The organism is Oceanicola sp. S124, from assembly GCF_000220565.1.
GTDB lineage: Bacteria > Pseudomonadota > Alphaproteobacteria > Rhodobacterales > Rhodobacteraceae > Pseudooceanicola.
Map to the genome: position 1 here is coordinate 1 of NZ_AFPM01000295.1, position 26005 is coordinate 26005.

28 protein-coding genes and 1 riboswitch are annotated in these 26005 nt (G+C 68.6%); of the genes, 10 read left to right on the forward strand and 18 right to left on the reverse strand.

The features are described from left to right. Window positions 1-34: 34 nt before the first annotated feature. Complete coding sequence (locus tag OS124_RS0119695; RefSeq protein ID WP_010141657.1) at window positions 35-1213, reverse strand: acetyl-CoA C-acyltransferase family protein; 1179 nt, start codon at window positions 1211-1213, stop codon at window positions 35-37. Window positions 1214-1282: 69 nt separating this feature from the next. Beyond that, window positions 1283-2044, reverse strand: a complete 762-nt coding sequence (locus OS124_RS0119700; RefSeq protein WP_010141658.1) for a metallophosphoesterase family protein — start codon at window positions 2042-2044, stop codon at window positions 1283-1285. Between the two features lie 177 nt (window positions 2045-2221). On the opposite strand from OS124_RS0119700, the gene OS124_RS0119705 reads away from it, so the two are divergent. Next, complete coding sequence (locus OS124_RS0119705; protein ID WP_010141660.1) at window positions 2222-2590, forward strand: hypothetical protein; 369 nt, start codon at window positions 2222-2224, stop codon at window positions 2588-2590. Window positions 2591-2603: 13 nt separating this feature from the next. Here OS124_RS0119705 and OS124_RS0119710 read toward each other — a convergent pair whose 3' ends face one another. From OS124_RS0119710 to OS124_RS0119730, 5 genes are all read right to left on the reverse strand, one after another. Next, entirely contained in the window at window positions 2604-3494 is an 891-nt protein-coding gene (locus tag OS124_RS0119710; RefSeq protein WP_010141661.1) for an NAD(P)/FAD-dependent oxidoreductase, read from the reverse strand. Between the two features lie 4 nt (window positions 3495-3498). Further along, complete coding sequence (locus tag OS124_RS0119715; protein ID WP_029375594.1) at window positions 3499-3942, reverse strand: RrF2 family transcriptional regulator; 444 nt, start codon at window positions 3940-3942, stop codon at window positions 3499-3501. Between the two features lie 13 nt (window positions 3943-3955). Further along, window positions 3956-4363, reverse strand: coding sequence for a GNAT family N-acetyltransferase (locus tag OS124_RS0119720; RefSeq protein WP_010141663.1), 408 nt, complete (start codon window positions 4361-4363; stop codon window positions 3956-3958). Between the two features lie 270 nt (window positions 4364-4633). Continuing rightward, window positions 4634-6226: a phosphoglycerate dehydrogenase gene (gene serA / locus OS124_RS0119725; protein WP_010141664.1), complete on the reverse strand. Its 1593-nt coding sequence runs from the start codon at window positions 6224-6226 to the stop codon at window positions 4634-4636. Window positions 6227-6369: 143 nt separating this feature from the next. After that, on the reverse strand, window positions 6370-7512 hold the full coding sequence (locus OS124_RS0119730; protein ID WP_010141665.1) for a phosphoserine transaminase: 1143 nt from the start codon (window positions 7510-7512) through the stop codon (window positions 6370-6372). Window positions 7513-7974: 462 nt separating this feature from the next. On the opposite strand from OS124_RS0119730, the gene serB reads away from it, so the two are divergent. The 6 genes from serB (at window position 7975) to OS124_RS0119760 (ending at window position 11985) form a co-directional block, all read left to right on the forward strand. After that, entirely contained in the window at window positions 7975-8853 is an 879-nt protein-coding gene (serB, locus tag OS124_RS0119735; RefSeq protein WP_010141666.1) for a phosphoserine phosphatase SerB, read from the forward strand. Between the two features lie 530 nt (window positions 8854-9383). Beyond that, window positions 9384-9713, forward strand: a complete 330-nt coding sequence (locus OS124_RS0119740) for an ArsR/SmtB family transcription factor (protein ID WP_010141667.1) — start codon at window positions 9384-9386, stop codon at window positions 9711-9713. Next, on the forward strand, window positions 9710-10192 hold the full coding sequence (locus OS124_RS0119745; RefSeq protein WP_010141668.1) for an SRPBCC family protein: 483 nt from the start codon (window positions 9710-9712) through the stop codon (window positions 10190-10192). The genes OS124_RS0119740 and OS124_RS0119745 overlap by 4 nt, the downstream gene beginning before the upstream one ends. Then, the gene (locus OS124_RS0119750; protein WP_010141669.1) at window positions 10189-10512 is read left to right on the forward strand and encodes a YciI family protein; all 324 of its coding nucleotides are present in this window, start codon (window positions 10189-10191) and stop codon (window positions 10510-10512) included. The genes OS124_RS0119745 and OS124_RS0119750 overlap by 4 nt, the downstream gene beginning before the upstream one ends. A gap of 112 nt (window positions 10513-10624) precedes the next feature. Next, complete coding sequence (locus OS124_RS0119755; protein ID WP_010141670.1) at window positions 10625-11497, forward strand: aldose 1-epimerase family protein; 873 nt, start codon at window positions 10625-10627, stop codon at window positions 11495-11497. Then, window positions 11494-11985 carry a GNAT family N-acetyltransferase gene (locus tag OS124_RS0119760; protein ID WP_010141671.1) on the forward strand — a complete coding sequence of 164 codons (492 nt, stop codon included), beginning with the start codon at window positions 11494-11496 and terminating at the stop codon, window positions 11983-11985. Before OS124_RS0119755 ends, OS124_RS0119760 begins: the two co-directional genes overlap by 4 nt. 9 nt (window positions 11986-11994) lie before the next feature. Here OS124_RS0119760 and OS124_RS0119765 read toward each other — a convergent pair whose 3' ends face one another. From OS124_RS0119765 to OS124_RS25335, 7 genes are all read right to left on the reverse strand, one after another. Then, window positions 11995-14319 (reverse strand): aldehyde dehydrogenase family protein, encoded by a 2325-nt coding sequence (locus OS124_RS0119765; protein WP_010141672.1) that lies wholly within the window; start codon window positions 14317-14319, stop codon window positions 11995-11997. 48 nt (window positions 14320-14367) lie between these two features. Continuing rightward, on the reverse strand, window positions 14368-15366 hold the full coding sequence (gene deoC, locus OS124_RS0119770) for a deoxyribose-phosphate aldolase (protein WP_010141674.1): 999 nt from the start codon (window positions 15364-15366) through the stop codon (window positions 14368-14370). A gap of 114 nt (window positions 15367-15480) precedes the next feature. Continuing rightward, window positions 15481-16152: a 2-dehydro-3-deoxygalactonokinase gene (locus OS124_RS26255; RefSeq protein WP_010141675.1), complete on the reverse strand. Its 672-nt coding sequence runs from the start codon at window positions 16150-16152 to the stop codon at window positions 15481-15483. Between the two features lie 32 nt (window positions 16153-16184). Next, window positions 16185-16895 (reverse strand): thiamine ABC transporter ATP-binding protein, encoded by a 711-nt coding sequence (locus OS124_RS0119780; protein WP_010141676.1) that lies wholly within the window; start codon window positions 16893-16895, stop codon window positions 16185-16187. Continuing rightward, window positions 16888-18426, reverse strand: a complete 1539-nt coding sequence (locus OS124_RS0119785; protein WP_010141677.1) for a thiamine/thiamine pyrophosphate ABC transporter permease ThiP — start codon at window positions 18424-18426, stop codon at window positions 16888-16890. Before OS124_RS0119785 ends, OS124_RS0119780 begins: the two co-directional genes overlap by 8 nt. After that, complete coding sequence (gene thiB, locus OS124_RS0119790) at window positions 18402-19379, reverse strand: thiamine ABC transporter substrate binding subunit (protein WP_010141678.1); 978 nt, start codon at window positions 19377-19379, stop codon at window positions 18402-18404. Before thiB ends, OS124_RS0119785 begins: the two co-directional genes overlap by 25 nt. Window positions 19380-19433: 54 nt before the next feature. Then, window positions 19434-19531: riboswitch (TPP riboswitch) on the reverse strand. Between the two features lie 41 nt (window positions 19532-19572). Further along, window positions 19573-20556: a glycosyl transferase family 90 gene (locus OS124_RS25335; RefSeq protein ID WP_010141679.1), complete on the reverse strand. Its 984-nt coding sequence runs from the start codon at window positions 20554-20556 to the stop codon at window positions 19573-19575. 133 nt (window positions 20557-20689) lie between these two features. On the opposite strand from OS124_RS25335, the gene aroC reads away from it, so the two are divergent. The 3 genes from aroC to OS124_RS0119810 all read left to right on the forward strand — a co-directional run bounded on the left by aroC (window position 20690) and on the right by OS124_RS0119810 (window position 23364). Beyond that, complete coding sequence (aroC, locus tag OS124_RS0119800; protein ID WP_010141680.1) at window positions 20690-21841, forward strand: chorismate synthase; 1152 nt, start codon at window positions 20690-20692, stop codon at window positions 21839-21841. After that, complete coding sequence (locus OS124_RS0119805) at window positions 21842-22789, forward strand: AEC family transporter (protein ID WP_010141681.1); 948 nt, start codon at window positions 21842-21844, stop codon at window positions 22787-22789. A gap of 191 nt (window positions 22790-22980) precedes the next feature. After that, window positions 22981-23364, forward strand: coding sequence for a hypothetical protein (locus OS124_RS0119810; RefSeq protein ID WP_010141682.1), 384 nt, complete (start codon window positions 22981-22983; stop codon window positions 23362-23364). 96 nt (window positions 23365-23460) lie between these two features. Here the strand turns inward: OS124_RS0119810 and OS124_RS0119815 are convergent, their stop codons facing one another. From OS124_RS0119815 to OS124_RS0119830, 4 genes are all read right to left on the reverse strand, one after another. Further along, window positions 23461-23874, reverse strand: coding sequence for a thioredoxin family protein (locus OS124_RS0119815; protein WP_010141684.1), 414 nt, complete (start codon window positions 23872-23874; stop codon window positions 23461-23463). Between the two features lie 11 nt (window positions 23875-23885). Next, on the reverse strand, window positions 23886-24599 hold the full coding sequence (locus OS124_RS0119820) for a cytochrome c biogenesis CcdA family protein (protein WP_010141685.1): 714 nt from the start codon (window positions 24597-24599) through the stop codon (window positions 23886-23888). A gap of 71 nt (window positions 24600-24670) precedes the next feature. After that, a complete protein-coding gene (locus OS124_RS0119825) occupies window positions 24671-25024 on the reverse strand; it encodes a cupin domain-containing protein (RefSeq protein WP_010141686.1) in 354 nt (117 codons plus the stop codon). 1 nt (window position 25025) lies between these two features. Continuing rightward, window positions 25026-25925, reverse strand: a complete 900-nt coding sequence (locus OS124_RS0119830; RefSeq protein WP_029375595.1) for a DMT family transporter — start codon at window positions 25923-25925, stop codon at window positions 25026-25028. Between the last annotated feature and the right edge of the window lie 80 nt (window positions 25926-26005).

The following is a 26005-nucleotide window of genomic DNA, read 5'->3' on the forward strand; positions in this document are numbered from 1 at the left end:
CCGTCGGATGGGGAGGGGCGTGGCGCCCCCGGGATCAGATCCGCTCGATTGCCAGGGCGATGCCCTGGCCGCCGCCGATGCACATGGTGATCAGGGCGCGCTTGCCGCCGATGCGTTCGAGTTCATAGAGCGCCTTGACGGTGATGATGGCGCCGGTGGCGCCGACCGGGTGACCAAGCGCGATGGCGCCGCCGTTCGGGTTCACCCTGGCGGTGTCCAGGCCCAGGGCGCGGTTCACCGCGATGGCCTGGGCGGCGAAGGCCTCATTCGACTCGATTACATCGAAGTCAGAGGCCGAAAGGCCGGTCTTTTCCAGCAGTTTCCGCACGGCGGGGATCGGGCCGATCCCCATCACCTCCGGGCGCACCCCGGCATGGGCGTAGCCCAGGACGCGCGCCTTGGGAGTGAGGCCCTGTGCCTCGGCGACCGAGGCGCGGGCCAGCACCAGTGCCGCCGCCCCGTCGTTCAGGCCCGAGGCATTGCCCGCCGTCACCGTGCCGTCCTTGCGGAAGGCCGGGCGCAGCCCTGCCAGCGCCTCGGCGGTGGTCGTGGGCTTGGGGTGCTCGTCGGTGGTAAACTCGACCTCCTGGCGTTTCACCTTCACCGTGACCGGCACGATCTGGCTGGCGAAATGCCCGGCCTCGATGGCCGCACCGGCCCGACGCTGGCTTTCCAGCGCGAAGGCGTCCTGGTCCTCGCGCGTGATCGTGGTCTCGGCGGCGACGTTTTCGGCGGTGATGCCCATGTGGCCGGTGCCGAAGGGGCAGTTCAGCGCCCCCAGCATCATGTCCAGCGTCTTGATGTCGCCCATCTTGGCGCCCCAGCGTTGGCTGGGCACGATGTAGGGCGAGCGCGACATGCTCTCGGCCCCGCCTGCCAGGGCGAAATCCGCATCCCCCAGCATCAGCGACTGCACCGCCGAGACGATGGCCTGCGCGCCCGAGCCGCAGAGGCGGTTGACGTTCATCGCCGGGGTCGTCTCGGGGATGCCGGCCTGCATGGCGGCAACGCGCGAGAGGTACATGTCGCGCGGTTCGGTGTTGATCACATGGCCGAAGACCACGTGGCCGATCTGGCCGCCCTCGACGCCGGCGCGCTCCAGTGCGGCCTTGGCCACGGTCGTGCCCAGCTCGATCGGCGGCACATCCGCCAGGCTGCCGCCGAAGGTGCCGATGGCGGTGCGTGCGCCGCCCAGAATGACGATATCGTCCATGAGATCCTCCCGAATACAGTTCGGGCGGAGAGTATCACCCGCCGCGGCGCCCGCGACAGTGACGTTTCGTTACGCCGTCGCGGGGCTTGGCAGCAGCGGCTGGCGGCCCCTGTCACTCAGCACGAAGGCCTGGGTGCCCTCGAAGGCCACGCAGCTGAGGTAGCGCGGCGCCGGGTTGGCACCCGCCCCGGTGTCGATGTCGATGCGGTTGCCGAAATGGGTCGGCGCGGGGACGATGGTATGGCCGTGCACCACCAGCCAGGGATGCGGGCCGTCCTCGGCGTAGAAATCCTCGCGGATCCAGATCAGGTCCTGCTCGGCCTGCTCCTCCAGCGCGATGCCCGGGCGGATGCCCGCATGGACGAACAGCAGCCCCGGGCGCTGCTGCCACAGGGGCAGGCTTTCGAGGAAGGCGCGGTGTTCGGCGGGGACCTTTTCCTGCGCCTCGGCGAACAGGTCTTCGGGGGCGCGGTCGATGCCCGTGGCGATGCCGTAGCTTTCCAGCGTGGCACAGCCGCCCAGCAAGTGGTGGGTCCAGCCGTTGCCGGACTTGATCGCCGGGTCGTGCAGCTCTCCGTTGCGCAGGAAGCGCAGGAACATCGTGTCGTGGTTGCCCCGGATCACCGTCCAGCGCCGGCCCTCGGCCCGGCCCGCGATCAGCCGCTCCAGCACCTGCCGCGCGGCGGGCCCACGGTCGACCAGGTCGCCGAGGAAGATCACCTCGTCCGCGCCGCCGGGGCCGGTGTCGCCGCCATCGGCGTCGATCTTGGCCAGAACTTCGTCCAGCATCCCGATCTGTCCGTGAATGTCACCGATGGCATAGAGGGTCATGGGCTTTCCTTTCCGCTCGGCCCTGTTGGAGCATGGCGCGGCGGGAATGGCCAGAGCCCCCGCGGAATTCCCGCCATGCGGACCGGAATGGTGTATACTGGAGGCAGGATATCCGGCCCCTGCCGGGGATCCGCAACCAAGAGGCGGGGCCAGGCCCCCATCCAGGGAGGACGTCACGTGAAGGGCATTTCCTACTATTTCTACGCCGCCGCCGCGATCTGCGGCCTGGCGGGCATGGCCTGGGGCATCCAGATGTCGGCCAGTGGCGATCACCTGATGGCGCCGGCCCATGCCCACCTGAACCTGCTGGGCTGGGTGTCGCTGGCGATCTTCGGCACCTTCTACCAGCTCGTCCCGAAGGCCGCCGAGGGGATCCTGCCGAAGATCCACCTCGGCCTTGCCGTGGTCGGCATCGTGGTGATCGTGCCCGGCATCGCCCAGGCCCTGAACCAGACCGGAGAGACCCTTGCCAAGCTCGGCTCTCTGCTGACGATCCTGTCGATGCTGGTCTTCACCTACACGGTGCTGTTCCGCGGCCGCGCCTGAGCCCCGGCGGGTCTTACAGGTCGGGGAAAATCAGCGAGCGGTGGATCGTCGCCCCGGCCCAGGCCCCGTCAGCCACCGCCAGTGATACGGAATGCGGCATCCGTGCCGCATCTCCGCAGGCATAGGCGCCGGGGATCGAGGTCTCTTTCATCTCGCTCGTCTGCACCTGTGTGCCCATGGGAGTCTCCTGCAGCGCGCAGCCCATCTCTTCGGCCAGCGGCGTTGCCGGGCTTGTGGTCGTCGCCACGAAGAAACCGGCGAAGGACAGCACCCGGCCATCGCTCAGCTCTGCATCGGCGGCGCCGGTCAGCCGGGCGATCGGCGTCTCTTCGATCTGCACGCCCTTGGTCTGAAGCTCCGCCCGCCCCTCGGCATCAAGCATCAAGGCCCCGTTGGTCAGCAGCGTCACCTGCCCCCATTCCGGCAGCATCAGCGCCTGGTGCAGGGAATTCGGCCCGGTGGCGATCACGCCGAGGGCGCCCATCTCCAGCTCGTAGCCATGGCAATAGGGGCAGTGGAAGGCGTGTTTCCCCCAGCGGTCGGAAAGGCCCTCGACAGCCGGCAGCGCATCCTTGACCCCCGTGGCAAAGAGCAGCCGGCGCCCCTGGTGGCGAATGCCGTCGGCGGTCAGCACCTCGAAGGCATCGCGGCTGCCGCCGGCGGCCACGGCCTCGCCCTCGATCCAGGTCAGGGTCTTGTAACGCAAAAGCTGGTCCCGGGCCTCGGCTGCGATCCGGCCGGGATCCACCCCATCCTGCCCGAGGAACCCGTGCGAGGCCTCGGCAAACCGATTGCGGCACTGGCCCGCATCGATCACGAGCACAGAACGGCGGGCGCGCAGAAGTTGCAGGGCGGCTGCCATTCCGGCGTAGCTGCCCCCGATGACGATCACGTCATGGGTCATGTTGTCAGTCCTTTGCGGCTTTCCTTTCCCTGTGCCGCCGGGCGAAATCCTTCGCCAGATCGGCCAGGGTGACATGGGCAAAGCGGTTCAGCAGCAGGGCCTCGGCCTCGTCGAAGGCATCGTCGAGGGCGGCGTTGACCGCCTGTTCCACCAGGCATTCCGGCGTCTCCTGCCGGTTGCCCATGGCGAAGAAGGCGGGTTCCCCCAGGGCCTCGTGCAGCTGGCGCAGGGTGACCTTGTCCAGATCCGCCGTGATCCGCCATCCGCCCGAGGGCCCGCGGTCGCTGTCCACCAGCCCCTGCTTGCGCAGGAGGCCCATGGTGCGGCGCACCACGACCGGGTTGGTGCCCAGGCATTGCGCCAGGGCGTCCGACGTCATGCGTCCGTCATGCTCTGCCATGTGCAGGAGGGCATGGAGGACCGAGGATAGTCTGCTGTCTCGCTTCATGTAACTTTATATGTTACGATTCGCCGGAGGTTTCAAGAGGCGGTGCCAAGTCATCATCCCAGGTCCAGAGGCTCAGCTCTTCCTTGCGGCCCTGCCAGGGCGACCCGCGTCGCACCATGCCGAGGGCGGCGTTCATCTTGCGCACGCCCTCGCGGCCGGTGACGCTGTAGGTCGGGCGACAGCCGCGGTCGCGGGCCTCCTGCATGATCCGGAACGACAGGCCCTGGCCCCGATAGTCCGGGTCGATGCAGAGAAATCCCAGCTCGCTGCGCCGCCAACTGGGTTTCAGGGACACCCCGGCGGTGCGGAAGCTGCGGCGCTGGTGGCGGCGGCTGACCCGCTTCAGGGCGACGGTACCGACCAGCCTGTCGCCCTCGTACATCAGCAGGATCCAGCGCAGGCGCCGCAGCCGGCGGCGCATCTGGTCGACACTCAGACCTGTACCGGCATGTTCGGCAAGAAAGACAGCGACCTGTCGCCGCGTATCGCGTGCCAGACTGCGGGGCCTGCCCGCCCAGAAAACATGAACCATCTACCCACCCGGATTACGCGTCGGACAACATACTTTCCGGCGGGTCTATCTTAGTGGTGCGGTGATGTCATGCCCCTTGGCGCCAGGCAAACAAAGGTGCAAAAATGCAAAGGGGCCGCCCCGAAGGACGGCCCCCGCAAAGTGGATGTCAGCCCCGGATCAGAGCGTGAATTCCAGCGGGCGGATCTGCTGGAACAGGCCGGTCTCGCGCAGCGCCTTGATGACTTCCGGCTTGGCCTTCTCGTCGAGGTACAGAAGCGCGATGGCGCTCTGGCCCGTCTTGGTGCGGCCAAGGGTGAAGTTGGCGATGTTCTGGCCGTTCTGGCCCAGGGTGGTGCCCAGGGTGCCGATGACGCCCGGCACGTCCTCGTTGGTGGTGTAGAGCATGTGCTCGCCCACCTCGGCGTCGATGTTGATGCCCTTGATCTGGATGAAGCGCGGCTTCCCATCCGAGAAGACGGTGCCCGCGCAGGAGCGTTCCCGCTCGGGCGTGACGATGGTCACCTTGATGTAGCCGTCGAAGGTGCCGCCCTTGGCCTGCGAGGTGGTCGAGATCTGCACGCCACGCTCCTTCGCCACCACGGGGGCGGAAACCAGGTTCACGTCCGGGTTGGCCTTCTTCAGGATACCGGCGATCACCGAGCAGTTCAGCGCCGCCAGGTTCATCTCGGAGGCCACACCATCATAGAGGATGTTGATGGCGTTGATCGGCTCGTCGGTCAGCTGGCCGATGAAATTGCCGATATGGCCGGCCAGCTGGACCCAGGGGCCCATGATCTTGGCTTCCTCGGCGGTCATCGAGGGCATGTTCAGCGCGTTCTCGACAGCACCGTCCAGCAGGTAGTTGGCCATCTGCTCGGCCACCTGCAGGGCGACGTTTTCCTGCGCCTCGGTGGTGGCGGCGCCCAGGTGCGGGGTGCAGACCACGTTGGGCAGGTTGAACAGCGGGTTCTCGGTGGCAGGCTCTTCGGCGAAGACGTCGAAGGCGGCGCCTGCGACATGGCCGGACTTCAGCAGCTCGGCCAGCGCGGCCTCATCGACCAGGCCGCCACGGGCACAGTTGATGATGCGGACGCCCTTCTTGGTCTTGGCCAGGTTCTCGGCCGAGAGGATGTTGGCGGTCTGCTCGGTATAGGGCACGTGCAGGGTGATGAAGTCGGCGCGGGACAGCAGCTCGTCCAGCTCGACCTTCTCGACGCCCATCTTCCTGGCCTTTTCCTCGCCCAGGAAGGGATCGTAGGCGACGACCTTCATCTTCAGGCCAAGGGCGCGGTTGCAGACGATGCCGCCGATGTTGCCGGCGCCGATGACGCCCAGGGTCTTGCCGGTCAGCTCGACGCCCATGAACTTCGACTTCTCCCACTTGCCGGCGTGGGTGCTGGCAGAGGCCTCGGGGATCTGGCGCGCCACGGCGAACATCATCGCGATGGCGTGCTCGGCGGTGGTGATCATGTTGCCGAAGGGCGTGTTCATGACGATCACGCCTTTCTTGGAGGCCGCTTCCTTGTCGATGTTGTCGGTGCCGATGCCGGCGCGGCCGATCACCTTGAGGTTGGTGGCGTTCTCGAGGATCTTCTCGGTGACCTTGGTGGCCGAGCGGATCGCCAGGCCGTCATACTGGCCGATGACCTCGGCCAGCTTGTCCTTGTCCTTGCCGAGGTTGGGCTGGAAGTCGACCTCGATGCCGCGATCCTTGAAGATCTGCACGGCGGCGTCGGAAAGCTTGTCGGAAATCAGAACTTTGGGGGCCATCTTGGGCGCTCCTTCAAAAGTCGGGATTTGAGGGGGACGGAGCGCGGGGAACTCCGCGCCCTCGGGATATCCGGGGGAAGGTGGGTTGGCACCCACCCTACGACCTTTGCGTAGGGTGGGAGATATCCCACCTATGGCAGCGCTTACTGCGCGGCGATCTCGGCCTCGAAGGCCCATTCGAGCCAGGGCATCAGGGCCTCCAGGTCGGCGGTCTCGACCGTGGCACCACACCAGATCCGCAGACCGGCGGGGGCGTCGCGGTAGGCACCGATATCCAGCGCCACGCCTTCGGCCTCAAGCCGCTTGGCAACGGCCTTGGCGAAGGTGGCACCGTCCTTGATGCGGTCGTCGGTGAACTTCAGGCAGACCGAGGTGTTGGAGCGCGTTGCCGGGTCATTGGCCAGGTTGGCGATCCAGTCACGGGTCTCGCAGAAGTCCCAGATCACCTTGGCATTGGCATCGGCGCGGCCCATCAGGCCCTTCAGGCCGCCAACGGACTTGGCCCAGTCCAGAGCGACCAAGTAATCCTCGACCGCCAGCATGGAGGGGGTGTTGATGGTCTCGCCCTTGAAGATGCCGTCGATCAGCTTGCCGCCCTTGGTCAGGCGGAAGATCTTCGGCATCGGCCAGGCGGGGGTGTAGCTTTCCAGCCGCTCGACGGCGCGGGGGCTGAGGATCAGCATCCCGTGGGCCGCTTCGCCGCCCATCACCTTCTGCCAGGAGAAGGTCACCACATCCAGCTTGTCCCAGGGCAGGTCCTGGGCGAAGGCGGCAGAGGTCGCGTCGCAGATGGTCAGGCCGGCACGGTCGGCGGGGATCGCGTCGCCATTGGGAACGCGCACACCCGAGGTGGTGCCGTTCCAGGTGAAGACGACATCGGTGTCGAAGTCCACATCGGCCAGGTCGACGATATCGCCGTAGTCGGCGGTCTTGACCTCGGCCTCGATCTTCAGCTGCTTGACCACGTCGGTGACCCAGCCGGCGCCGAAGCTTTCCCAGGCCACCATGGTGGCGGGACGGGCGCCCAGCATCGACCACATGGCCATCTCGACGGCACCGGTGTCCGAGGCGGGAACGATGCCGATCTTGTAGTCCGCGGGCACGCCCAGGATCTCGCGCGTGGTCTCGATCGCGGCTTTCAGCTTTTCCTTGCCGACGGCGGCACGGTGCGAGCGGCCAAGGGCGGCATCGGCAAGCAGGTCAAGCTGGAACTGGGGAATCTTGGCACAGGGGCCAGAAGAGAAACGCGGGTTTGCCGGCCGCGCGGCCGGAGCTTCGATAGCCATTGCTGGTATCCTTCCAGATAATCGCCCTTCGTTGGGGAAGGGTGTCCCGCCGACCGCTATACGGAGCGAATCCCCCTCCCGCAAGCCGGGAATTGTCGCAAATCGACGGCACCTCGTCGCATCCACAAAAATCAGCGCAGGCCGTGACGCCTATCGGAAACCTGCTTCCATCCGATGGCTGGAAATACTGCGGGGGAGTCGCCATTCGGCGACGGGGGCGGAGCCCCCTCCCCTTCCCACCTGTCGCCCTCCGGCGACGGGGGCGGAGCCCCCTCCCCTTCCCACCTGTCGCCCTCCGGCGACGGGGGCAGCGCCCCCTTCCCTTCCCACCTGTCGCCATTCGGCGAAGGGACAGAGCCCCCTCCCCCCTTTCCAACTGCCGCTCCCCCCGCCACGGAGCCAACCACCCTTCCAACACAGACCACCGCATGCTTAAAGGCGCTCAACCGAAGGAGCCTGCGCATGTTCACCGCCACCCTGATCACCGCCCCGTCCAATCCGGCGCTCGAGCCCGAGCTGCTGATGACCCTGCGCAATGCCTGGGGCGGCAAGGATGCGCGGATGCTGGCGCCCGGCGAGGCAGGCGAGTTCACCCTGCCCGCCCGCCCCGACAACGTCGAAACCGTCTGGGCCGATCTGCAGAAGCAGGGCACCGACCTCTGCCTGCAGCCCTCCGAGGGGCGGAAGAAGAAGATGCTGCTGGCGGATATGGATTCGACCATGATCCAGCAGGAATGCATCGACGAGCTGGCCGAAGAGGCCGGGGTGGGCGAGCGCGTCAGGGACATCACCGCCCGCGCGATGAATGGAGAGCTGGACTTCGACGGCGCTCTGACCGAGCGCGTCGGGCTGCTGAAGGGCCTGCCGGTCTCGGTCATCGACAAGGTGCTTGAGACTCGCATTACCCTGATGCCCGGCGGCCCTGAACTGCTGGCGACGATGAAGGCGGACGGCGCCTATTGCGCGCTGGTTTCGGGCGGTTTCACCATGTTCACCGCCAAGGTCGCGGCAAGGCTCGGCTTCGACGAGAACCGCGCCAACACGCTGCTGACGGACGGAGACACGCTTTCCGGCGAGGTCGGCCGCCCCATCCTCGGTCGCGAGGCCAAGGTGCAGGCGCTGGAAGAGATCACCGCCCGGCTCGGAATTTCGGAAGCCGATGTGCTGGCGGTCGGTGACGGGGCCAATGACCTTGGCATGCTGACCCGCGCCGGAGCGGGCGTGGCCCTGCACGCCAAGCCCTCGGTGGCGGCGCAATGTTCGCTGCGGGTGAACTTCGGCGACCTGACGGCGCTGCTCTACCTCCAGGGCTATGCCAAAGAAGACTTCGCGCAGGTCTGATCCGGGACGGACGCCGGCCAAACCCGTAGGGTGGATGCCAATCCACCTTTGGCAGGCGAAAGGTGGGATATCTCCCACCCTACGCAATACGCATCCCTTCGCGCGGGCCGCGCCCGCGGGGGCTCCGCCCGCGCGGCGCTCAAAACCTCCCCCAGAGGCTTCGCCGCGTTGCGGACCGGGCCGAGCCCCCCAAGCCTGCCCTGTGCAATGCGCTCCCTTTGGCGCGGGCTGCAAACCCGGGCCGCGCCCGCCGGGGTTCCGCCCGCGCGGCGCTCAAAACCTCCCCCGGAGGCTTCGCCGCGTTGCGGACCGGGTCGAGCCCCTCCCCTCCGGGAGGGCGCATTGGCGGTGTCGCAAGTTGACTGCCCGGCGCGGATGCTTCGAGGATATGTCCCCAGACACAAGTCCGGATGCGCCCACCCAGGATCGGGCGCGTCCCTCAGTGCTGCCATCATTGCCCGCGCCTCAATATTTCCAGCATCCATTAATTAACACTTGCACGAAATAAAGAATCCCCCCACCCTTCCTGCATGACCAACCTGCCCGCCACCTTCGCCGCCCTCTCCGATGCCACCCGCCTCTCGCTTCTGGAGAAGCTGATCCAGCGCGGGGAACTGCCCGCCGGGACGCTCTCGGACGAGGCCGACATCTCGGCCCCCGCGATCTCGCGCCACCTCAAGGTGCTGCGCAGCGCCGGGCTGATCACGCAGCGTGTCGCCGGCACGCACCGCTACTACAGCGCCAACCCCGAGGCCCTGGCCCGCATCCACGGCTGGACCCTCGATCACCGCGTCTTCTGGGAGGGCAGCCTGCACAGGCTCGACACCCTGCTGGCGCTCGCCCCGGAGGAGGACGAATGAAGGACAGCGAAACACACGAGCTGGAGCTGATCCGCGACTACCCGGTGCCGCTGACCCGCCTCTGGCGTGCCGTCACAGAACCGCGCCAGCTGATCCAGTGGTTCGGGCCCGAGGGCCTCTACATTGGCGACGACAGCCCCGACTTCAGCCGCACCGGCCCCTGGTCCTGCACCATGATCGGCAAGGAAAGCGGCGATCCCTACGTGCTGTCCGGGGAAGTGACCTCGATCGCCCCGCCGACCGCGGGCAAGGGCCATGTCGCCTTCACCTGGGGCTGGCACGGGCCGGACGGCAGGCGCGGCGCCGAAAGCCACGTCACCTTCACCGTCGAGGCAACAGACACGGGTGCAAGGCTGACCCTGACCCATGTCGCCCTGCCTGACCTGGAAACCGCGCAGAGCCACAGCCGCGGCTGGCTCTCGACCCTGCGCAGCCTCGATTACTTCATCCTCGGACCGCAAACGGAGACCGCGAAATGACCAAGTACCTCTATATCTACAAGGCCGAAACCAGCCAGGTGCCCTCGACCCCGGAAGAGGGCGAAAAGGCCATGGCCGCCTGGGGCGCCTGGATGGCAAAGGTCGGCCCGAAGATGGTCGACCCCGGCAACCCCGTCGGCAAGAGCTGGACGGTCGACGCCAGGGGCGCCCGGGAAGGCGGCAATGCGTTGCCGATCATGGGCTATTCCATCGTCGAATGCGAAAGCATCGAAGAGGCCTGCGCCCTGGCCGAGGGCAACCCGATGATCGCGGGCGGCGGCGAGGTCGAAGTGACCCCGATCGTGCCGATCGAGATGTAATCCAGGTGAAATTCCCGGTCCCGGCGGCGTCTTCCCGCCGGGGCCATTGCCGGACCGCCCCCCGCGCCCTATCCCTCTCTGCAAGCGCACCCAAGCATTGCAGGGAGAGGTCATGACCTCGGACATCACGATTTCCAACGATCAGCTCTCGGCCCGGATCTCGGACCTGGGGGCGGAATTGCAAAGCCTGACCCACGGCAGCGGAGAGCTGCTGTGGCATGGCGACCCGGCGCATTGGTCGGGCCGCTCGCCGCTGCTGTTCCCCATCGTCGGCCGCGCGCCGGGCGACCGGGTCTCGGTCGGCAGCCACGAGGCGCCGATGCCCCAGCACGGTTTCGCCCGCAAGCTGCCCTGGCGGCTGGAAAGCCGGACCGAAAGCGCCTGCACCCATGTGCTGCGCGACAGTGACGAAACCCGCGCCGTCTACCCCCGCGCCTTCGAACTGACGCTGAGCCATGCGCTGTCGGGCGCCACGCTGGCCGCTTCGGCCTCGGTGCGCAACATGGACAGCCAGCCGATGCCCTTCGGCCTGGGCTTCCACCCCGCCTTCAACTGGCCCCTGCCCGGCGCCGAGGGGGCAGAGCATGTGATCACCCTGGCCAATGGCGCCGAGCCGGTGCGCCATGCCATCGACGACGAGGCGCTGCTGGCGCCGCAGACCCTGCCCTCGCCCTTCGACAAGGGGCGGCTGGTGATGCAGCCCGAGCTGTTTGCCAAGGATGCGCTGGTCTTCCTGGAGGGCACCGGCGAGGCGCTGACCTACGAGGCCCCCGGCACCACGGCCCCCCGGCTGGAATTCCGCTTCGACAACCTGCCTGCCCTCGGCATCTGGACCAGGCCCGGCGCGCCCTTCATCTGCGTCGAGCCCTGGCACGGCGTCGCCGCGCGGCAGGGCGCCGGCCCCGAGATCGCAGACCGCCCGCTGTCGATCATCCTCGCCCCCGGAGAGGTGGCGCATTTCGCCTGGTCGGTCAGCGTCCTGTGACACCCTCCGACGGGATCCGACCCTATGATCCGGCGCAACGCACCGCCGTGCTGGATCTGGTCCGCCGCGCCTGGGACGAGATCATGCCCGTCACCCGCACCGAGGTGCCGGGCTTCGTCTACGACAGCTTCTATCCCGAGGGCTGGCAGGCGCGCCAACGCGCCGATATCGCCGATCTGCTGGACCTTGCCCCCGAAGCCTGCTGGCTGGCCTTCGCCGGGGATCGCCCCGCAGGGGTGCTCTGCCTGCGCCTGCACCCCGAGGACCGGATGGGAGAGATCCACCTGCTGGCCGTCGATCCCGCCCACCAGAGGCAGGGCATCGGCACCGCGCTGATGGCCTTCGCCGAGGCCAAGCTGCGTGCCGGGGGGGTCGCCATGGTCATGGTCGAAACCCTGCTCGACAGCGGCCACGCTCCGGCGCGCAGGGCCTACGAGGGCCGGGGCTTTCAGCCCTGGCCCCTCGCGCGCTATTTCAAGAAGCTCTGAGGCCCCAGATCAGGCCCCGTAGGGCACCCAGACGGTCTTGACCTCGGTCGCCTGTTCCAGGAACTCGCGGCCCTCGGCCTGCTCCCAGTCACGGCCCATGCCGTTGTTGACCCAGGTGCGCTTGAGGTTCCCGGCGCCCTCGCGTTCGATCACCGCGCTGATGTCGGCGGCAGAGAAGCTCCAGACCGCGTCGATATCCAGGTGCTTGGCCATCACCGGCGCCAGCTCGGCCGGGTCGCCCGTCAGGATGTTGACCACCCCGCCCGGCAGGTCCGAGGTATCCAGCACCTGGTAGAGGTCGGTGGCCGAGAGCGCCCCCGCCTGCCCCGGCACCAACACCACCCGGTTGCCCATGGCAATCGCCGGCGCCATGACCGAGATCAGGCCCAGCAGGGGCGCTTCCTCGGGACAGAACGCGCCGATCACGCCGACGGGTTCACGCACCGCAAGGGCCATGCCGCGCATGGGCACCTGTCGCAGGTCGCCGCCGAACTTGTCGGCCCAGGCACCGTAGCTGAACAACCGGCTGACGGCGGCCTCGACCTCGGCCTTGCCGCCCTTGCCGGTCACCGCGTCGATGCGGGCGGCGAATTCATCGGCCCGCGCCTCGAGGTTCTCGGCGATGTAATAGATCACCTGCGCCCGGTTATGCGCCGTGGCACCGGACCAGCCCGCCGCCCCGCGCGCCGCCTCGACCGCGTTGCGCAGGTCCTTGCGGTTGGCGATGCCGACCTGGCCGATGGCCTTGCCCGACTTGCCCCAGACGGTGCGGGTATAACCCCCATCGGGCCGTGCTTGCTTGCCACCGACATAAAGCTTGGCGGTGCGGTCCAGCCCCTCGGGCAGCTCCGGCGCGCCGACCTCGGGCACCTTCAGCTTCAGCGCCTTAGCCTTCCCTGCGGGCCTGGTGTAGGCCTGAAGCCCCTCCCAGCCGCCTTCCCGGCCAAAGCCGCTTTCGCGTACACCACCGAACCCGGCGGCGGCATCGAACATGTTGGTGCCGTTGATCCAGACGACCCCGGCCACCAGCTTCGGCGCCACGTCGAGCGCGACGTTGATGTTCTCGCTCCAGACGCTTGCCGCCAGCCCGTAGCGGGTGTTGTTCGCCAGCTGCACCGCCTCGGCAGGGGTGCGGAAGGTCGCGGACACCAGGACCGGACCGAAGATCTCTTCCTGCATCAGCTTGTCGGCGGTGTGCAGCCCCTCGATCAGGGTCGGGGGATAATAGCAGCCCTCGGGCGCGGCGGTCTGGAAGACCTCGCCATCGGTCTCGGCGACCAGCGCCCTGATCCGGGCCAGCTGCTCGGGGTGAACGATCGCGCCCACGTCGATGCACTTGTCCAGCGGATCGCCGACGCGCAGGGACTTCATCCGCGCCTTCAGCTTGGCATGGAAGCGTTCGGCCACGCCCTCCTGCACCAGCAGGCGGGAGCCTGCGCAGCAGACCTGCCCGCCGTTGAACCAGATCGCATCGACCAGACCCTCGACCGCCGAATCCAGATCGGCATCCTCGAAGACGATGAAGGGGGACTTGCCACCCAGCTCGAGCGTCAGGGCCTTGCCCTGCCCGGCGGTGGCGGCACGGATCTTGCGGCCCACCTCGGTCGAGCCGGTGAAGGCCACCTTGTCGATTCCCTCATGGGCGACCAGCTCGGCCCCGACGCGACCATCGCCGGTGACGATGTTGACGACGCCCGCAGGCAGCCCGGCCTGACGGCAGATATCGGCGAACAGCAGCGCGGTCAGCGAGGTCCATTCCGCCGGTTTCAGCACCACGGTATTGCCCATGGCCAGCGCGGGCGCGACCTTCCAGGCCAGCATCAGCAGGGGGAAGTTCCAAGGGATCACCTGGCCGCAGACCCCGATGGCAGCGCGGCCCGGAAGCTCGGCCTCCATCAGCTGGGCCATGCCGGCGTGATAGTAGAAATGCCGCGCCACCAGCGGCACGTCGATGTCGCGCGCCTCGCGGATCGGCTTGCCACTGTCCAGCGTCTCCAGCACGGCAAACAGGCGGGAGTGCTTCTGCACCAGCCGCGCCAGCGCATAGAGATACCGGGCCCGGCCCTTGCCGCCCAGCTTCTCCCACTTGCCCTGCGCCGCCCGCGCCGCCGCGACGGCGGCGTCGATATCGGCGGAGCTGGCCTGAGAGACCTCGGCCAGCACCTCGCCCGAGGCGGGGCTGGTGGTCTCGAAGGTCTCGCCCGGCTTGGTGAAGGCGCCGTCGATGAAATGCCCGAACCGGCTGCCCTGATCGACGACCCAGGCCAGGGCGTCTCCGGCAGCCTCGGGGGCGGGGCCGTAGTCCATGCTCTCGTAGATATCCTTGACGCTCATCGCTTTGCCCCACCCAAGTTCATCACCAGGCTAAAAATACTCATCTTCCTACCCCGCCGCATGGCGCCAGGACGCCGAATAGGCGCCGGTCACGTGGTGTTCCAGCTGCCGCTCGATATCGCCCAGAAGCGAGGAGGCGCCGAAGCGGAAGAGGTCGGGGCGCAGCCAGCGGTCGCCCAGCTCTTCCTTGATGAGGCTGAGGTAAACCAGCGCATCCTTCGCCTTGGAAATCCCGCCCGCAGGCTTGTAGCCCACGCGGAAGCCGGTGCGCTGGTGGTAGTCGCGGATGGCGCGGATCATCACCAAGCTGACAGGCAGCGTCGCGTTGACGCTCTCCTTCCCGGTCGAGGTCTTGATGAAATCCGCCCCCGCCATCATGCAGACCAGCGAGGCTTTCGCCACGTTCTGCAGCGTCCCAAGCTCTCCGGTGGCAAGGATCGCCTTCACGTGGGCCTCGCCACAGGCGGCGCGGAAGGCCTTCATCTCGTCATAGAGCGCCTGCCAGTTGCCCTGCAGCACGTGGCGGCGGGTGATCACGATGTCGATCTCCTCGGCCCCCGCCGTCACGCTCTCTCCGATCTCGGCGAGGCGCAGGGCAAAGGGCGACAGACCCGCCGGGAAGCCGGTGGAGACAGCCGCCACGGGAATGCCCGAGCCCTTCAGCGCCCCCACGGCGGTTTCCACCATGTCGTGATAGACGCAGACCGCACCGGTGGTCAGCCCCTGCAACCCGAGCGCCTCCAGCAGATCGGCGCGCACCGGCTGGCGGGCCTTGGCGCAGAGGCGCCGCACGCGGCCCTCGGTGTCGTCCCCGGCAAGGGTGGTCAGGTCGATGCAGGAAATCGCGCGGGCCAGCCAGGCCGCCTGGTAGTCCTTCTTCACCGAGCGTCGCCCCGGCAGCGTGGCGGCGCGCCGCTCGATGGCCGAGCGGTTGGCGCGGGCGGTCATGACCCAGTCCATGTCCAGCTCCATCCCCGGATTTCGGGGCTCATGGGCGTCGGCGATGGTCTGGGAAAGCTGGGCCGTGGCGGCGGTCTCGGTCTGCATGGCGCTCTCCTGAACTTGCCGCGACAATCCCATGCCGCCCCCTGTCACGCAAGCCGCCAGCGGGGCAGGCCCGGCGGAAAGCCGACCAAAGGGTCAAAAACCGGGGGGAGCGCCCTAGACCGGGGCGACGAACTTCTTCGCCAGCGCCCGGAAGCCTTCGCGCAGCACGGCGTCTTCGGAGGTCTCGGTCACCGGCACGTAGAGGCCCTGCAGCGCCGAGAGATAGGCGCGCGCCATGGCGCCCTGCCCGATCAGCACGGCCTGCTGCCCCAGCCACAGGCTTTTCGAGCCCGCCATCTCGGCGCCCAGCAGAAGGCCCAGCACCTCGGCCCGGTTGCCGGCGCGGGCCAGCTCGAAGGGCAGCGCCTCGGCACGGGCCATGGCCTCGTCCAGCCCCTGTGGCACCTCCTCGGCGGCGCCGAGCGCGCGGGCAAGGCCGGGGGTGGCCGAGATCCGCAGGTGGATCAGCTCTCCGGCCGAGAGGGTGGCCCAGTAGGTGCGGCTGTCGCAGGGCATCACCGCAAGGCCGTCCCAGTCGGGGTTGAGGGTCTGGAAGCCCAGCAGGCGCAGGCGTTGCGGGGCGGGCAGGTCTTCCAGCGGCGGCAGGTGAAGGCCGTCGGGTGCACGGGCCAGCTGCGCGGGCAGCAGGTTGCCCGGCAGGCTGTCGGCGGGGACATTGGGCGCACCAACGATCATCCGCGCCTCGGGGGCGCAGTCACGGTCGCGGGTGACGCCGTCGGGGCCCCAGCAGCGGGCCTCGCCATGTTCCTGTCCGATCCAACTCATGCGGTCTTGATAGGGCGCGGCACGGGGCGGGGTCAATCGAAGTCGCCCTCGCCGCCCAGATAGGCGCGCAAAGCGGGTGGCGGATCGTCCAGCAGCGCCCGCATCGGCGCCGGAGGCGCGGCGCGGCCCTCGGCCACCAGCACGATCTGCTCGGCGATGCGTTCGGCGTCGCGGGGGTCATGGGTGACCATCAGCAGGGTGGCGCCGGTTTCGGCGCGCAGCTCGGCGACGAGGCGCAGCATCTCGGCGCGCAGGGCGGGGCCGAGGGCCGCGAAGGGTTCGTCCAGCAGCATCAGCGGGCGGTCCTGCACGAGGATCCGCGCCAGCGCCGCGCGGCTCTGCTGGCCGCCGGACAGCTCGGCCGGAGTGCGGGCGCCGTAACCCGCCAGCCCGACACGCTCCAGCGCCTGCGCGACGCGGGCCTGGTCCTGAGCAGACAGCCTGCCGCGCGGCGAGATGCCAAGCGCGACGTTGCGGCTGACGTCGAGATGGGGAAACAGGTTGCCGTCCTGGAACAGCATGGCCACGGGGCGCTTGCCCGGCGCCAGCCTGGTCAGATCCTCGCCGCGCCACTGCACCCGGCCGCGCCGGGGCGGCAGAAAGCCCGCGATCCCGGCCAGCAGCGTCGACTTGCCCGCGCCGGAGGGGCCGATCAGCGCCGCCGAGGTGCCCTCGGGCAGCGAAAAGTCGGCCTCCAGCCGGAAATCGCCCTGTTCCAGCGTCAGGTTCACAAGCTCAAGCATCGCGGCCTCCCAGCCGGTCGAAGATCCAGAAGACGGTGAAGGAGAGCACCAGCAGCACCAGCGCCGCCCCCGAGGCCGCATCGGTGCGATAGGCCCCCAAGAGGCGGTACATCAGCAGCGGCAATGTCTCGCGCTCGGGCGAGCCGAAGAGCGCGATCACCCCCAGGTCGCCCATCGAGAGCGCCGCCGCGATCCCCGCGCCGAAGCCGATGGCGCCGCGCATCCGGGGCAGCAGCAGCCAGCGCAGCCGGGCGAAGCCGGTGAGCCCCAGCGACGAGGCCAGCCGTCCGTGGTCCGCCTCGGCCCGGGCCCAGGCGGGGGCGATCAGGCGCAGGCAGAAGGGCAGCGCCATCAGCGTGTTGACCACAAGCGTCACTGGCAGCGCCAGCCGCCCCGGCGCGATCACCGGGTTGAGGATCAGGAAATAGCCCGTCCCCAGCACCAGTGGCGACAGGGCCAGTGGCAGCAGGCCCAGCCCCTCGGACCAGCGCGCCATGGGGGCCGACAGCGCCAGCGACAGCGCCACGGTGCTGAGGGCGCAGCCGAGGCTGACCCCCAGCGAATTGCCGATGGCGGGCCAGATCCGTGCCGGCAAGTCCGCCAGCCCGCCGATCCCGTCCAGCACCAGCGCCAGCAGCGGCAGCGTCAGGAATAGCCCGGCCAGCAGCAGCCAGGCGGCGTCCAGCCCGCGCCGCCAGCCGCCCGGCGCATCCCAGCGCAGCATCTCGCGCCCCAGCCCGGTGCCGGATCCGTCCATCCGCGCCAGCCGCAGCGAGACCAGCGCCGCCAGCACCACGATGCCCGATTGCATCAGCGCCAGCAGCGCCGCACGGCCCAGGTCGAAGTCGAAGAGGAAGGCCTGGTAGATCGCCAGTTCCAGCGTGGTGGCGCGCGGCCCGCCACCGAGGATCAGCGCCACCGAGAAACTGCTGAGGCAGATGGCGAAGATCGCCGCCAGGGCGCCCGGTACCACCTGGCGCAGCATCGGCAGCTCGAGCAGGCGGAACACCTGGACGGGCGGCAGGTCCAGCGTCGCGGCGAGGCGGAACCGCTCGGCCGGGATCGCGCGCCAGCCCTGCAGCAGCATCCGGGTGGCCAGCGGCATGTTGAAGAAGACATGGGCCAGCACGACGCCGTGCAGCCCGTAGATGCGGATCGAGCCGAGGCCGAGCGCGCCCAGCAGGTCATTGACCCAGCCGCGCGCGCCGAAGACCGCCAGCAGGCCCAGCACGGCGACGGCGACGGGCAGCAGGAAGGGCGCCCCGGTCAGGGTCACGAACAGCCGCCGGCCCGGGAAGCGGCGCCGCGCCAGCGCGCGCGCCACCGGCAGCGCCGCCAGCACCGAGAGCAGCGCCGAAAGCACGGCCTGCCACAGCGTGAAACGCAGCGCGGCGTACTCGGCCGGGCCGGGCAAACGCCCCTCGCCCGCCTGCAGGAAGATCACGGCCAGCGGCAGCACCAGCAGCGCGAGGACGGCAAGCCCCCCCGCGCAACCGGCCGCGCGGCCTATCGGGCCAGCGCGTTCTGCCATTCGGCCAGGGCGCCGTCGCGTTGCGACAGGGCCTCTTCGGGCGCCATCAGCAGCGCCTTGTCCGGAGTCACCACCTGGGCAAAGCCCTCGGCCAACCCGCCTTCGGGCAGCACGGCGGGGTACATCCAGTTGGTTTCCGGCAGCACGCCCTGCGCCTCGGCGCCCAGCAGGTACTGCAGGAAAGCCTCTGCCAGCTCGGGCTGGTCCGAGCCCGCCAGCCGCCCGGCGATCTCGACCTGCATGTAGTGCCCCTCGTCGAAGGCCACGGCCTCCTTGCTGTCATCGCCCTCGGCGATGATGTGATAGGCGGGCGAGGTGGTGTAGCTGAGGACCATGTCCGCTTCGCCTTCCAGGAACAGGCCATAGGCCTCGGACCAGCCGGGGGTGACGGTGACGATATTGTCCGCCAGCCCCTGCCAGATCTCTTCCGCGCGGTCGCCATAGGCGGCCTTGACCCAGAGCAGCAGCCCCAGCCCGGGGGTCGAGCTGCGCGGATCCTGGATCACGATGCTGGTGTCCGAGGCGGCCAGCGCCTCGAAGCTGGCCGGGTGGTCCTCGCCGACATTGGCGACGAAGGCGAAATAGCCCCAGTCGAAGGGCACGAAGGTCTCGTCCGTCCAGTCGATCGGCAGGTCGTAGTCGGCACTGGCCGAGGTCGGCGCGAAGAGCCCCGTCGCCTGGGCCGAGGCCATCAGCGAGGTGTCCAGCCCGACGACCACGTCAGCGTCCGAGCGAGCGCCCTCAAGCCGGATGCGCGACAGCAGCGCGGCCCCGTCGCCAACGCCGGTGAAGACGACATCGCAACCGCATTGCGCTTCGAAACCGGCCTCGATCTGCGGCCCGGGGCCCCACTCCGAGGTGAAGGATTCATAGGTGTAGACGTTCAGAACAGGCGTCTCTGCCACGGCCTGCGTGGCAAGAAGACAACCCGTGGCAAGTGCGAGATGCTTCACGGCATCCTCCTCTCTGCGACGGGCGGAGTACGTTCAGGGACAGCGCCGGGTGCGCCCTTGCTGTCTGACCATCCCTCCGCCGGTATTAACCGGATCAGGTTCAACGGGTTCGCATGACGCATCTCAGCCCGAAGGCACCCCGAGGTAAGGCAGACCCTAGAGCGGCGCGGGAGGGGTTTCAAGGCGGCGCGGATCAGCTTGCCGGGAAGAACAGCCGTCGGTCGATCCGGCTGTGGGCCAGCCCGCCGGTCGCCTCGATGTACTTCTGCAGCACCAGCGCCGCGACAAGGTCCTCTGTCCGCCGGTCCTTGAACTGCGCACACCAGGCCCTGGCGTTGCGATTGATCCGCGCGACCTCCTCAGGGTGGCTTTCGGCCCAGTCGATCTTCTCGTCCAGGTCCGCGTAGTCCGGACGCAGCCCGATGAAATGCTCCCCCGGCACCAACCGGCCTTCCATGAACCATGTTTCGAATTCCAGCGGCGGCGACAGGGCGAGCGAGTTCGAGTTCATGATCCACTTCAGGCTGGTCGCCACGTCATTGCCCTCGGGCGCGAGGATGTAGCGATACTGCAGCTGCTCGGGGATCGTCATCCAGGGCTTCGGCGGCGGCAGGTCGTCGCGGGCGTTGACCTGACCCACATCGTGGCGCGGGTGATCATGAAGCTGCCGGATCGCAGCAAAGCGGGCGGGCTGACGACGCGGGTCGCCCTGGCGACCGCGCCAGACGGCAACAGGTCGTTTTTCGGAAAAGGGCCAAGGGTCATCGGGAAAGCGGAAATGCCGCAGCCAGTCCAGCGGCAGCAGCACCGAATTGGCATTGTCGCCCCGGATGGGTCGGCTCTTAACCAGCGAGGGACGATCGGGAACATAGTCGACGTCTCCGAACAGGCGGTCCAGCCGCATGTCCTTCCCGAAGCCCTTCGCGACACGCAACAGGTCGAAGTAGTCGAATTCCTTGCCGTCCCGGAAGGACAGGGCCCCAAGTTCGGTACCGGGCAGCCCGTGCCCCCCGGGCGCAAGCCGGTTGCACCAATGGACGCGCTCCTGCAGCGCGGGCGGCACGTCGGCAAGATCGCAGGGCAGCAGCCGGGACAGCCGACGGGTCGCGACGGGCACCGGCAGCATCAGGTGACCGAGGGCATTCAGAAGGTAAGCTGGGCGCGCCAGATCAAGCATCGCTCTCCACTCCGGGGGGCGGGTCCCACGCCAGCGCCCTCAGAATACAGATGCTATGCAATCGCGTGACCCCGCGCAATTGCGCGCCTCGCCGGGATCGGGTAACCGGAGGGCAACAGCCCCGGAGCCGCCCATGTCTCTCAATTCCTTCGGTCATCTCTTCCGCGTCACCACCTGGGGTGAAAGCCACGGTCCCGCCCTGGGCGCCACGGTCGACGGGGTGCCGCCGGGGGTCACGGTCGATCCGCAGCTGCTGCAGTTCTGGCTGGACCGGCGCAAGCCGGGGCAGAACAAGTTCACCACGCAGCGCCGCGAGGCCGACGAGGTCGAGATCCTCTCGGGCACCTTCGAGGGGCGCACCACCGGCACCCCTGTCCAGCTGATGATCCGCAATACCGACCAGCGCAGCAAGGACTACGGCGACATCGCCGAGAAGTTCCGCCCCGGCCATGCCGACATCACCTATTTCCAGAAATACGGCATCCGCGACTATCGCGGCGGCGGGCGGTCCTCGGCACGCGAGACGGCGGCCCGGGTGGCGGCCGGGGGGCTGGCACGGGCAGTGCTGGGCCAGCTGGCGCCCTCGGTCCAGATCCGGGGCTACATGACCCAGGTCGGCCCGCATGGCATCAACCGTGCCGCCTTCGATGACGCCGAGATCGAGAACAACCCCTTCTGGTCCCCCGATGCCGCCGCCGCCGAGACCTGGGCCGGCTACCTCGACGGGCTGCGCAAGTCGGGCAATTCCGTCGGCGCCGTGGTCGAGGTGGTGGCCCGCGGCGTGCCCGCCGGCCTCGGCGCGCCGATCTACGGCAAGCTGGATACCGATCTGGCCGCCGCGATGATGTCGATCAACGCCGTGAAGGGCGTCGAAATCGGCGAGGGCATGGCCGCCGCCGCACTGACCGGCGAAGAGAACGCCGACGAGATCTTCCTCGGCAACGATGGCCAGCCGGTCTATTCCTCGAACCACGCCGGCGGCATCCTCGGCGGGATCTCGACCGGACAGGAGATCGTGGTGCGCTTCGCGGTGAAGCCGACCAGCTCGATCCTGCGGCCACGCCAGACGATCACACGGACCGGCGAGGCGACCGAGATCGTCACCAAGGGGCGCCACGACCCCTGCGTCGGCATCCGTGCCGTGCCCGTGGGCGAAGCGATGATGGCCTGCGTGATCCTCGATCACCTGCTGCTGCACCGGGGCCAGATCGGCAACGCGGGCGGCCGGATCGGACCGCAGGAGGGAGGCAACCGGGGGGGAGAGGACGAAAGCAAGCTGCCCTAGATGCTGGCCATTCTCACCATTACCTTCCCGATTTTCGGCATCATTGCCCTGGGCTATGCCCTCTGCGGCCTGAAGGTCTTTGACGCGCGCGACATGGGGGTGCTGGGCAAGTTCGTCCTGCTGGTCGCCCTGCCCGCGCTGCTGTTCCACGCCACGGCGACGCGCAGTTTCTCGTCGCTGGTCGATCCCGCCTTCCTGACCCTGCTGGTGGCCTCGGCGCTCTGCACCCAGCTGATCACCTGGACCCTGCTGCGTCTGGGCGGCGTCGGCCCAGGGCGGCGCGCCATCGGCACCATGGGCTCGGCCACGCCGAATTCGGCCTTCCTGTCCTTCCCGATCATGCAGATGGTCTTCCCGAACGAGGCCCCCGCCATCCTGGCGATGAACCTGCTGGTCGAGAACTTCCTGCTGAACCCCATCGGGCTGACCATGATCGCCTCGCTCAGGTCCGGAGACGATGGCGTCTCTCCGCTGCGGCGGGCCGGAGCCGTTGCCCTGTCGGTGTTGAAACGCCCCTTCATCATCGCCATCATCCTCGGCACCGGCTTCTCGGTCTTCGCCGTGCCCCTGCCCGAGGCCGCCGATCATATCCTCGACCTGCTGGCGCGCGCCGCCTCGCCGGTGGCGCTGTTCTTCATCGGAGGATCGCTCTACGGGCTGCCGATGAAGGGCAATATCGGGCTGGCGGGCTTCATCTCGGGGTGCAAGCTGCTGCTGCATCCCGCGGTGGCGACCTGCCTGCTGCTGCTGGCCGGAGCCCTCGCGCTGCCGCTGCCGCCCGGCAACCTCTATCCGGCGCTGATCCTGTCCAACGCCATGCCGGTCTTCGGCATCTTCCCGATCCTCGCCCAGGGCTCAGGGCACGAGGGCGCGGCGGCGCTGACCGTGACCATCTCGACCGCCCTGGCCTTCTTGACGCTGACCGTCTTCCTGGCACTGCTGGTCTGACCCCGGTGCGCCCCGCCTGACGCCTCCGGAGGTCCTATCCCTGGCGGGATCTGGTCGGCGTTTGCCTTATGTTAAGACTATCCTCCCAGCATCTCCCTGGGCCGAGGCGGGACTCGGCCCGGGGCGGGCCGGGCTCTCTGGCCCGGTCACGGCAGAGCGGGCCAAGCCCGCCGAACAGGGAGAGGACGGCGATGGATCCTTCGACGCATTGGGGCAGCCTGCCCTTTCGCCGCAAGACGGCCGAGGTTTTCCGCAAGACGGCGACGGGGCGCCGGACCTCCTTGGGGGCTGCAGCGCGCGGACCGGCGACACGGGCCGGCCTGACCCCGGAACGCGACCGCCCGCTGGGTGCTGGGCTGGCGGCGGTGGCCCTGCTGGCGGGGCTGGTCGGACTCAGCTCGGGCTGGTTCGGGGCGCCGCCGGTGCCCACGACAGGCATCGCCCGCAGCACGCAGGCGCGGCTTGTCGAGCCCCTGCCCCTTCTGCGCAGCGCGCCGCTGCCGGACAAGGCAGGCGCGCCATCCCCACAGCGCGAGGCCCGGCCAGGCCTGCTTCAGGCCAGCGCGGTGCACTGAGCGCAGGGCACCGCGCCCGGGCGGCGATGCGCCCCTGTCGGGCAAAGTCGGCACACAGAGGCGCAGCGCCCGCGCCAGTCGTCAGGTCAGATCAGGTCAGGTCGCGGTTGCGGCCGTCAGGGCAGTGTCCATCAGCGCGCGTATCTTCGCCTCGCGCGTGTCTGCCACCAGCCGGCCCAGCTCGTCATTGCCCTTCAGCACCACGAGGGTCGAACGGCGGGGAATCCGCATCCGCGCCGCCATCTGCGAGCGGCCATAGAGATCCCAGTCGACGTTGATGAAGGTGATGTTCTGCTCGTAGGCCGGGTTTTCGGCCTTCAGCTTGTCCAACACCCGCTCTTGCGCGGCGCAGGTGGTGCACCAGCTGGCCTTGAAGTCGAGAAACAGCGTCTCGCCAGCGTTCAGGCGTTCGTCCAGCAGGCCCGGCGCATAGTCCAGCGGCTTGGCGAACGCGCGCAGCGGCAGCAGGGACAGGGCAGCGCCGGTGGCGATGAAATGGCGACGGTTCATGGGGGCCTCCCTCAGATGGCAACGGACAGGTCGAGCAGCCAGGCGGGCAGCACGCGCAGCGCCCAGGCCTCAGCCAGATGGTGCAGTCGGAACAGGATGGCCAGCCCGACGGCGATGAAAAGCGCGCCCAGAAGCGGCCGCGCCACATGGGCAAAGCGCTGCATCGTGCCGCGATGGCGGGTCAGCAGCCCACGCGCGCCATGGCCCAGCCCCAGGATCAGGGTCGAGACCCCGGCGGCAAACCCCAGCATGATCACCCCGGCGCGCAGCAGGCTTTCCCCCGAGGCGGCCAGCGAGATCGCCCCGCCGAGGGTCGGCCCGACGCAGGGGCTCCAGACCGCGCCCAGAAGCAGCCCGCCCAGGAACTGCCCCCGCGCGCCTGTCGCTTCCATCTGCCCGATCCGTGCATCGGCGCCCGAGGCAATGACCCCGGTGGCGCTGGCAAAGGCGTAGCTGAAGCGCGGCACCAGCAGCACGGCGCCAAACAGGATCATCAGCACCGCGCCAGCCTGCGCGACCATTTCCTCTGTCAGGCCAAGGGCATAGCCGAAGCCAGACACCAGCAGCCCGAGGCTGACGAAAGACAGGCTCATCCCCGCCGCAAGAGCCAGCGGCCCGCGCGGACTGGCCTGCAGCGCCGAGCCCAGCACGATGGGCAGCACCGGCAGCACGCAGGGGTTGATCAGCGTCAGCAGGCCCGCGAGATATGCGAAGACGATCTCCATGGGCGACAATCTGCCGCCCCGGCCCCCTCACTGTCATCCGAACTCTGCGTGAGAATCGGGGCGCGAATGTTTCAGACGCTCTGCCGCACCGCCGCCGTGTCGGGGTTGCCGGTGTTCGGCGTGCCGGCGGGTTCGATCAGCAGCAGATGCGCCTCTTCGCGGGCATAGGGGCAATGCTCGACGCCCTTCGGGACCACGAACATCTCACCGGCGCGCAGGGTGACGGTGCGGTCGCGCAGGCGGATCTCGATCTCTCCCTTCAGGACCAGGAAGAAATCGTCGGTGTCCGCATGGGAATGCCAGGTGAATTCGCCCAGCACCTTCACCACCATCACGTCATGGCCGTTGAAGCTGGCCACGCCGCGCGGCGCCCAGTGTTCGTCGAAAAGCGCCAGCTTGTCGGCAAGGTTGACGGCATCGCTCATGTCATTCTCCGGCAGTCTTGAGGGGCGCCGCGACCACGGCGGGCTGCTTGGACAGTTGCACGGCGAGGATCCCGGCGGCAACGATGGCGACACCCAGCATGTCCAGCGGGCCGACCTTTTCGCCCAGCACCACGGCGGCGACCAGAACGCCGAAGAAGGGGTTGAGGAAGTGGAAGGTCGCCGCCTTGACCGCGCCGATGCGGCCGACCAGGACGAACCACAGGAAGGTGGCCGCCACGCCGGGGATCAGCACCGTGTAGCTGAAGGCGAGGATCAGCGAGAGATCGACCGAGACCTGCCAGGTCTCCACGAAGGGCGAGACCACACCGAGGCAGACCGCCCCGACCAGCATCTGCAACCCGACGACCATCAGCACGTTGCCCCCCGAAGAGGCGCCCCGCGCCGAAAGCGTCGCGACGGACAGCGCCGCCGTCCCGAGGATGCAGATCGCCACGCCCAGCAGGTCTGCCCCGCCCGACAACCGCGTGCCCATGATCAGCCCGGCGCCGATGACGCCGAGGATCAACCCTCCGATGGCCAGGGGGCGCAGCTTCTCGCCCAGCACCAGCCAGCCGAAGAGGCCCACCATCAGCGGCATGGTCGAGGCGATGATCGAGGCCAGAGAGGCTTCGATCCACTGCATCGCCACGAAGAACAGGCCAAGGTAGAGCGCATTCTGGCAGACCCCGAAGATCAGCGTCGCCTTCCACTGGCCCCGCGTCAGGCGCAGCTTCTGGCCAAGCGCCCAGGCCAGCCCCATGGCGATCACGCCGGAAATCAGGAAACGCGCCGACAGCGACAACAGCGGCGGCGCGTGTTCGACGATGATGCGCGCCGAGGTGAAGGCGCTGGACCACATCAGGACGAAGAGAACGCCCATCACCATCGCTCGAATATCCATCTGGCCCTCCTGTCGTCGTATCGGCTTCCGGCATACGCATCTGGCGGCAGCGAAGGAAGCCCCGCGCATGGGAGGCTGCC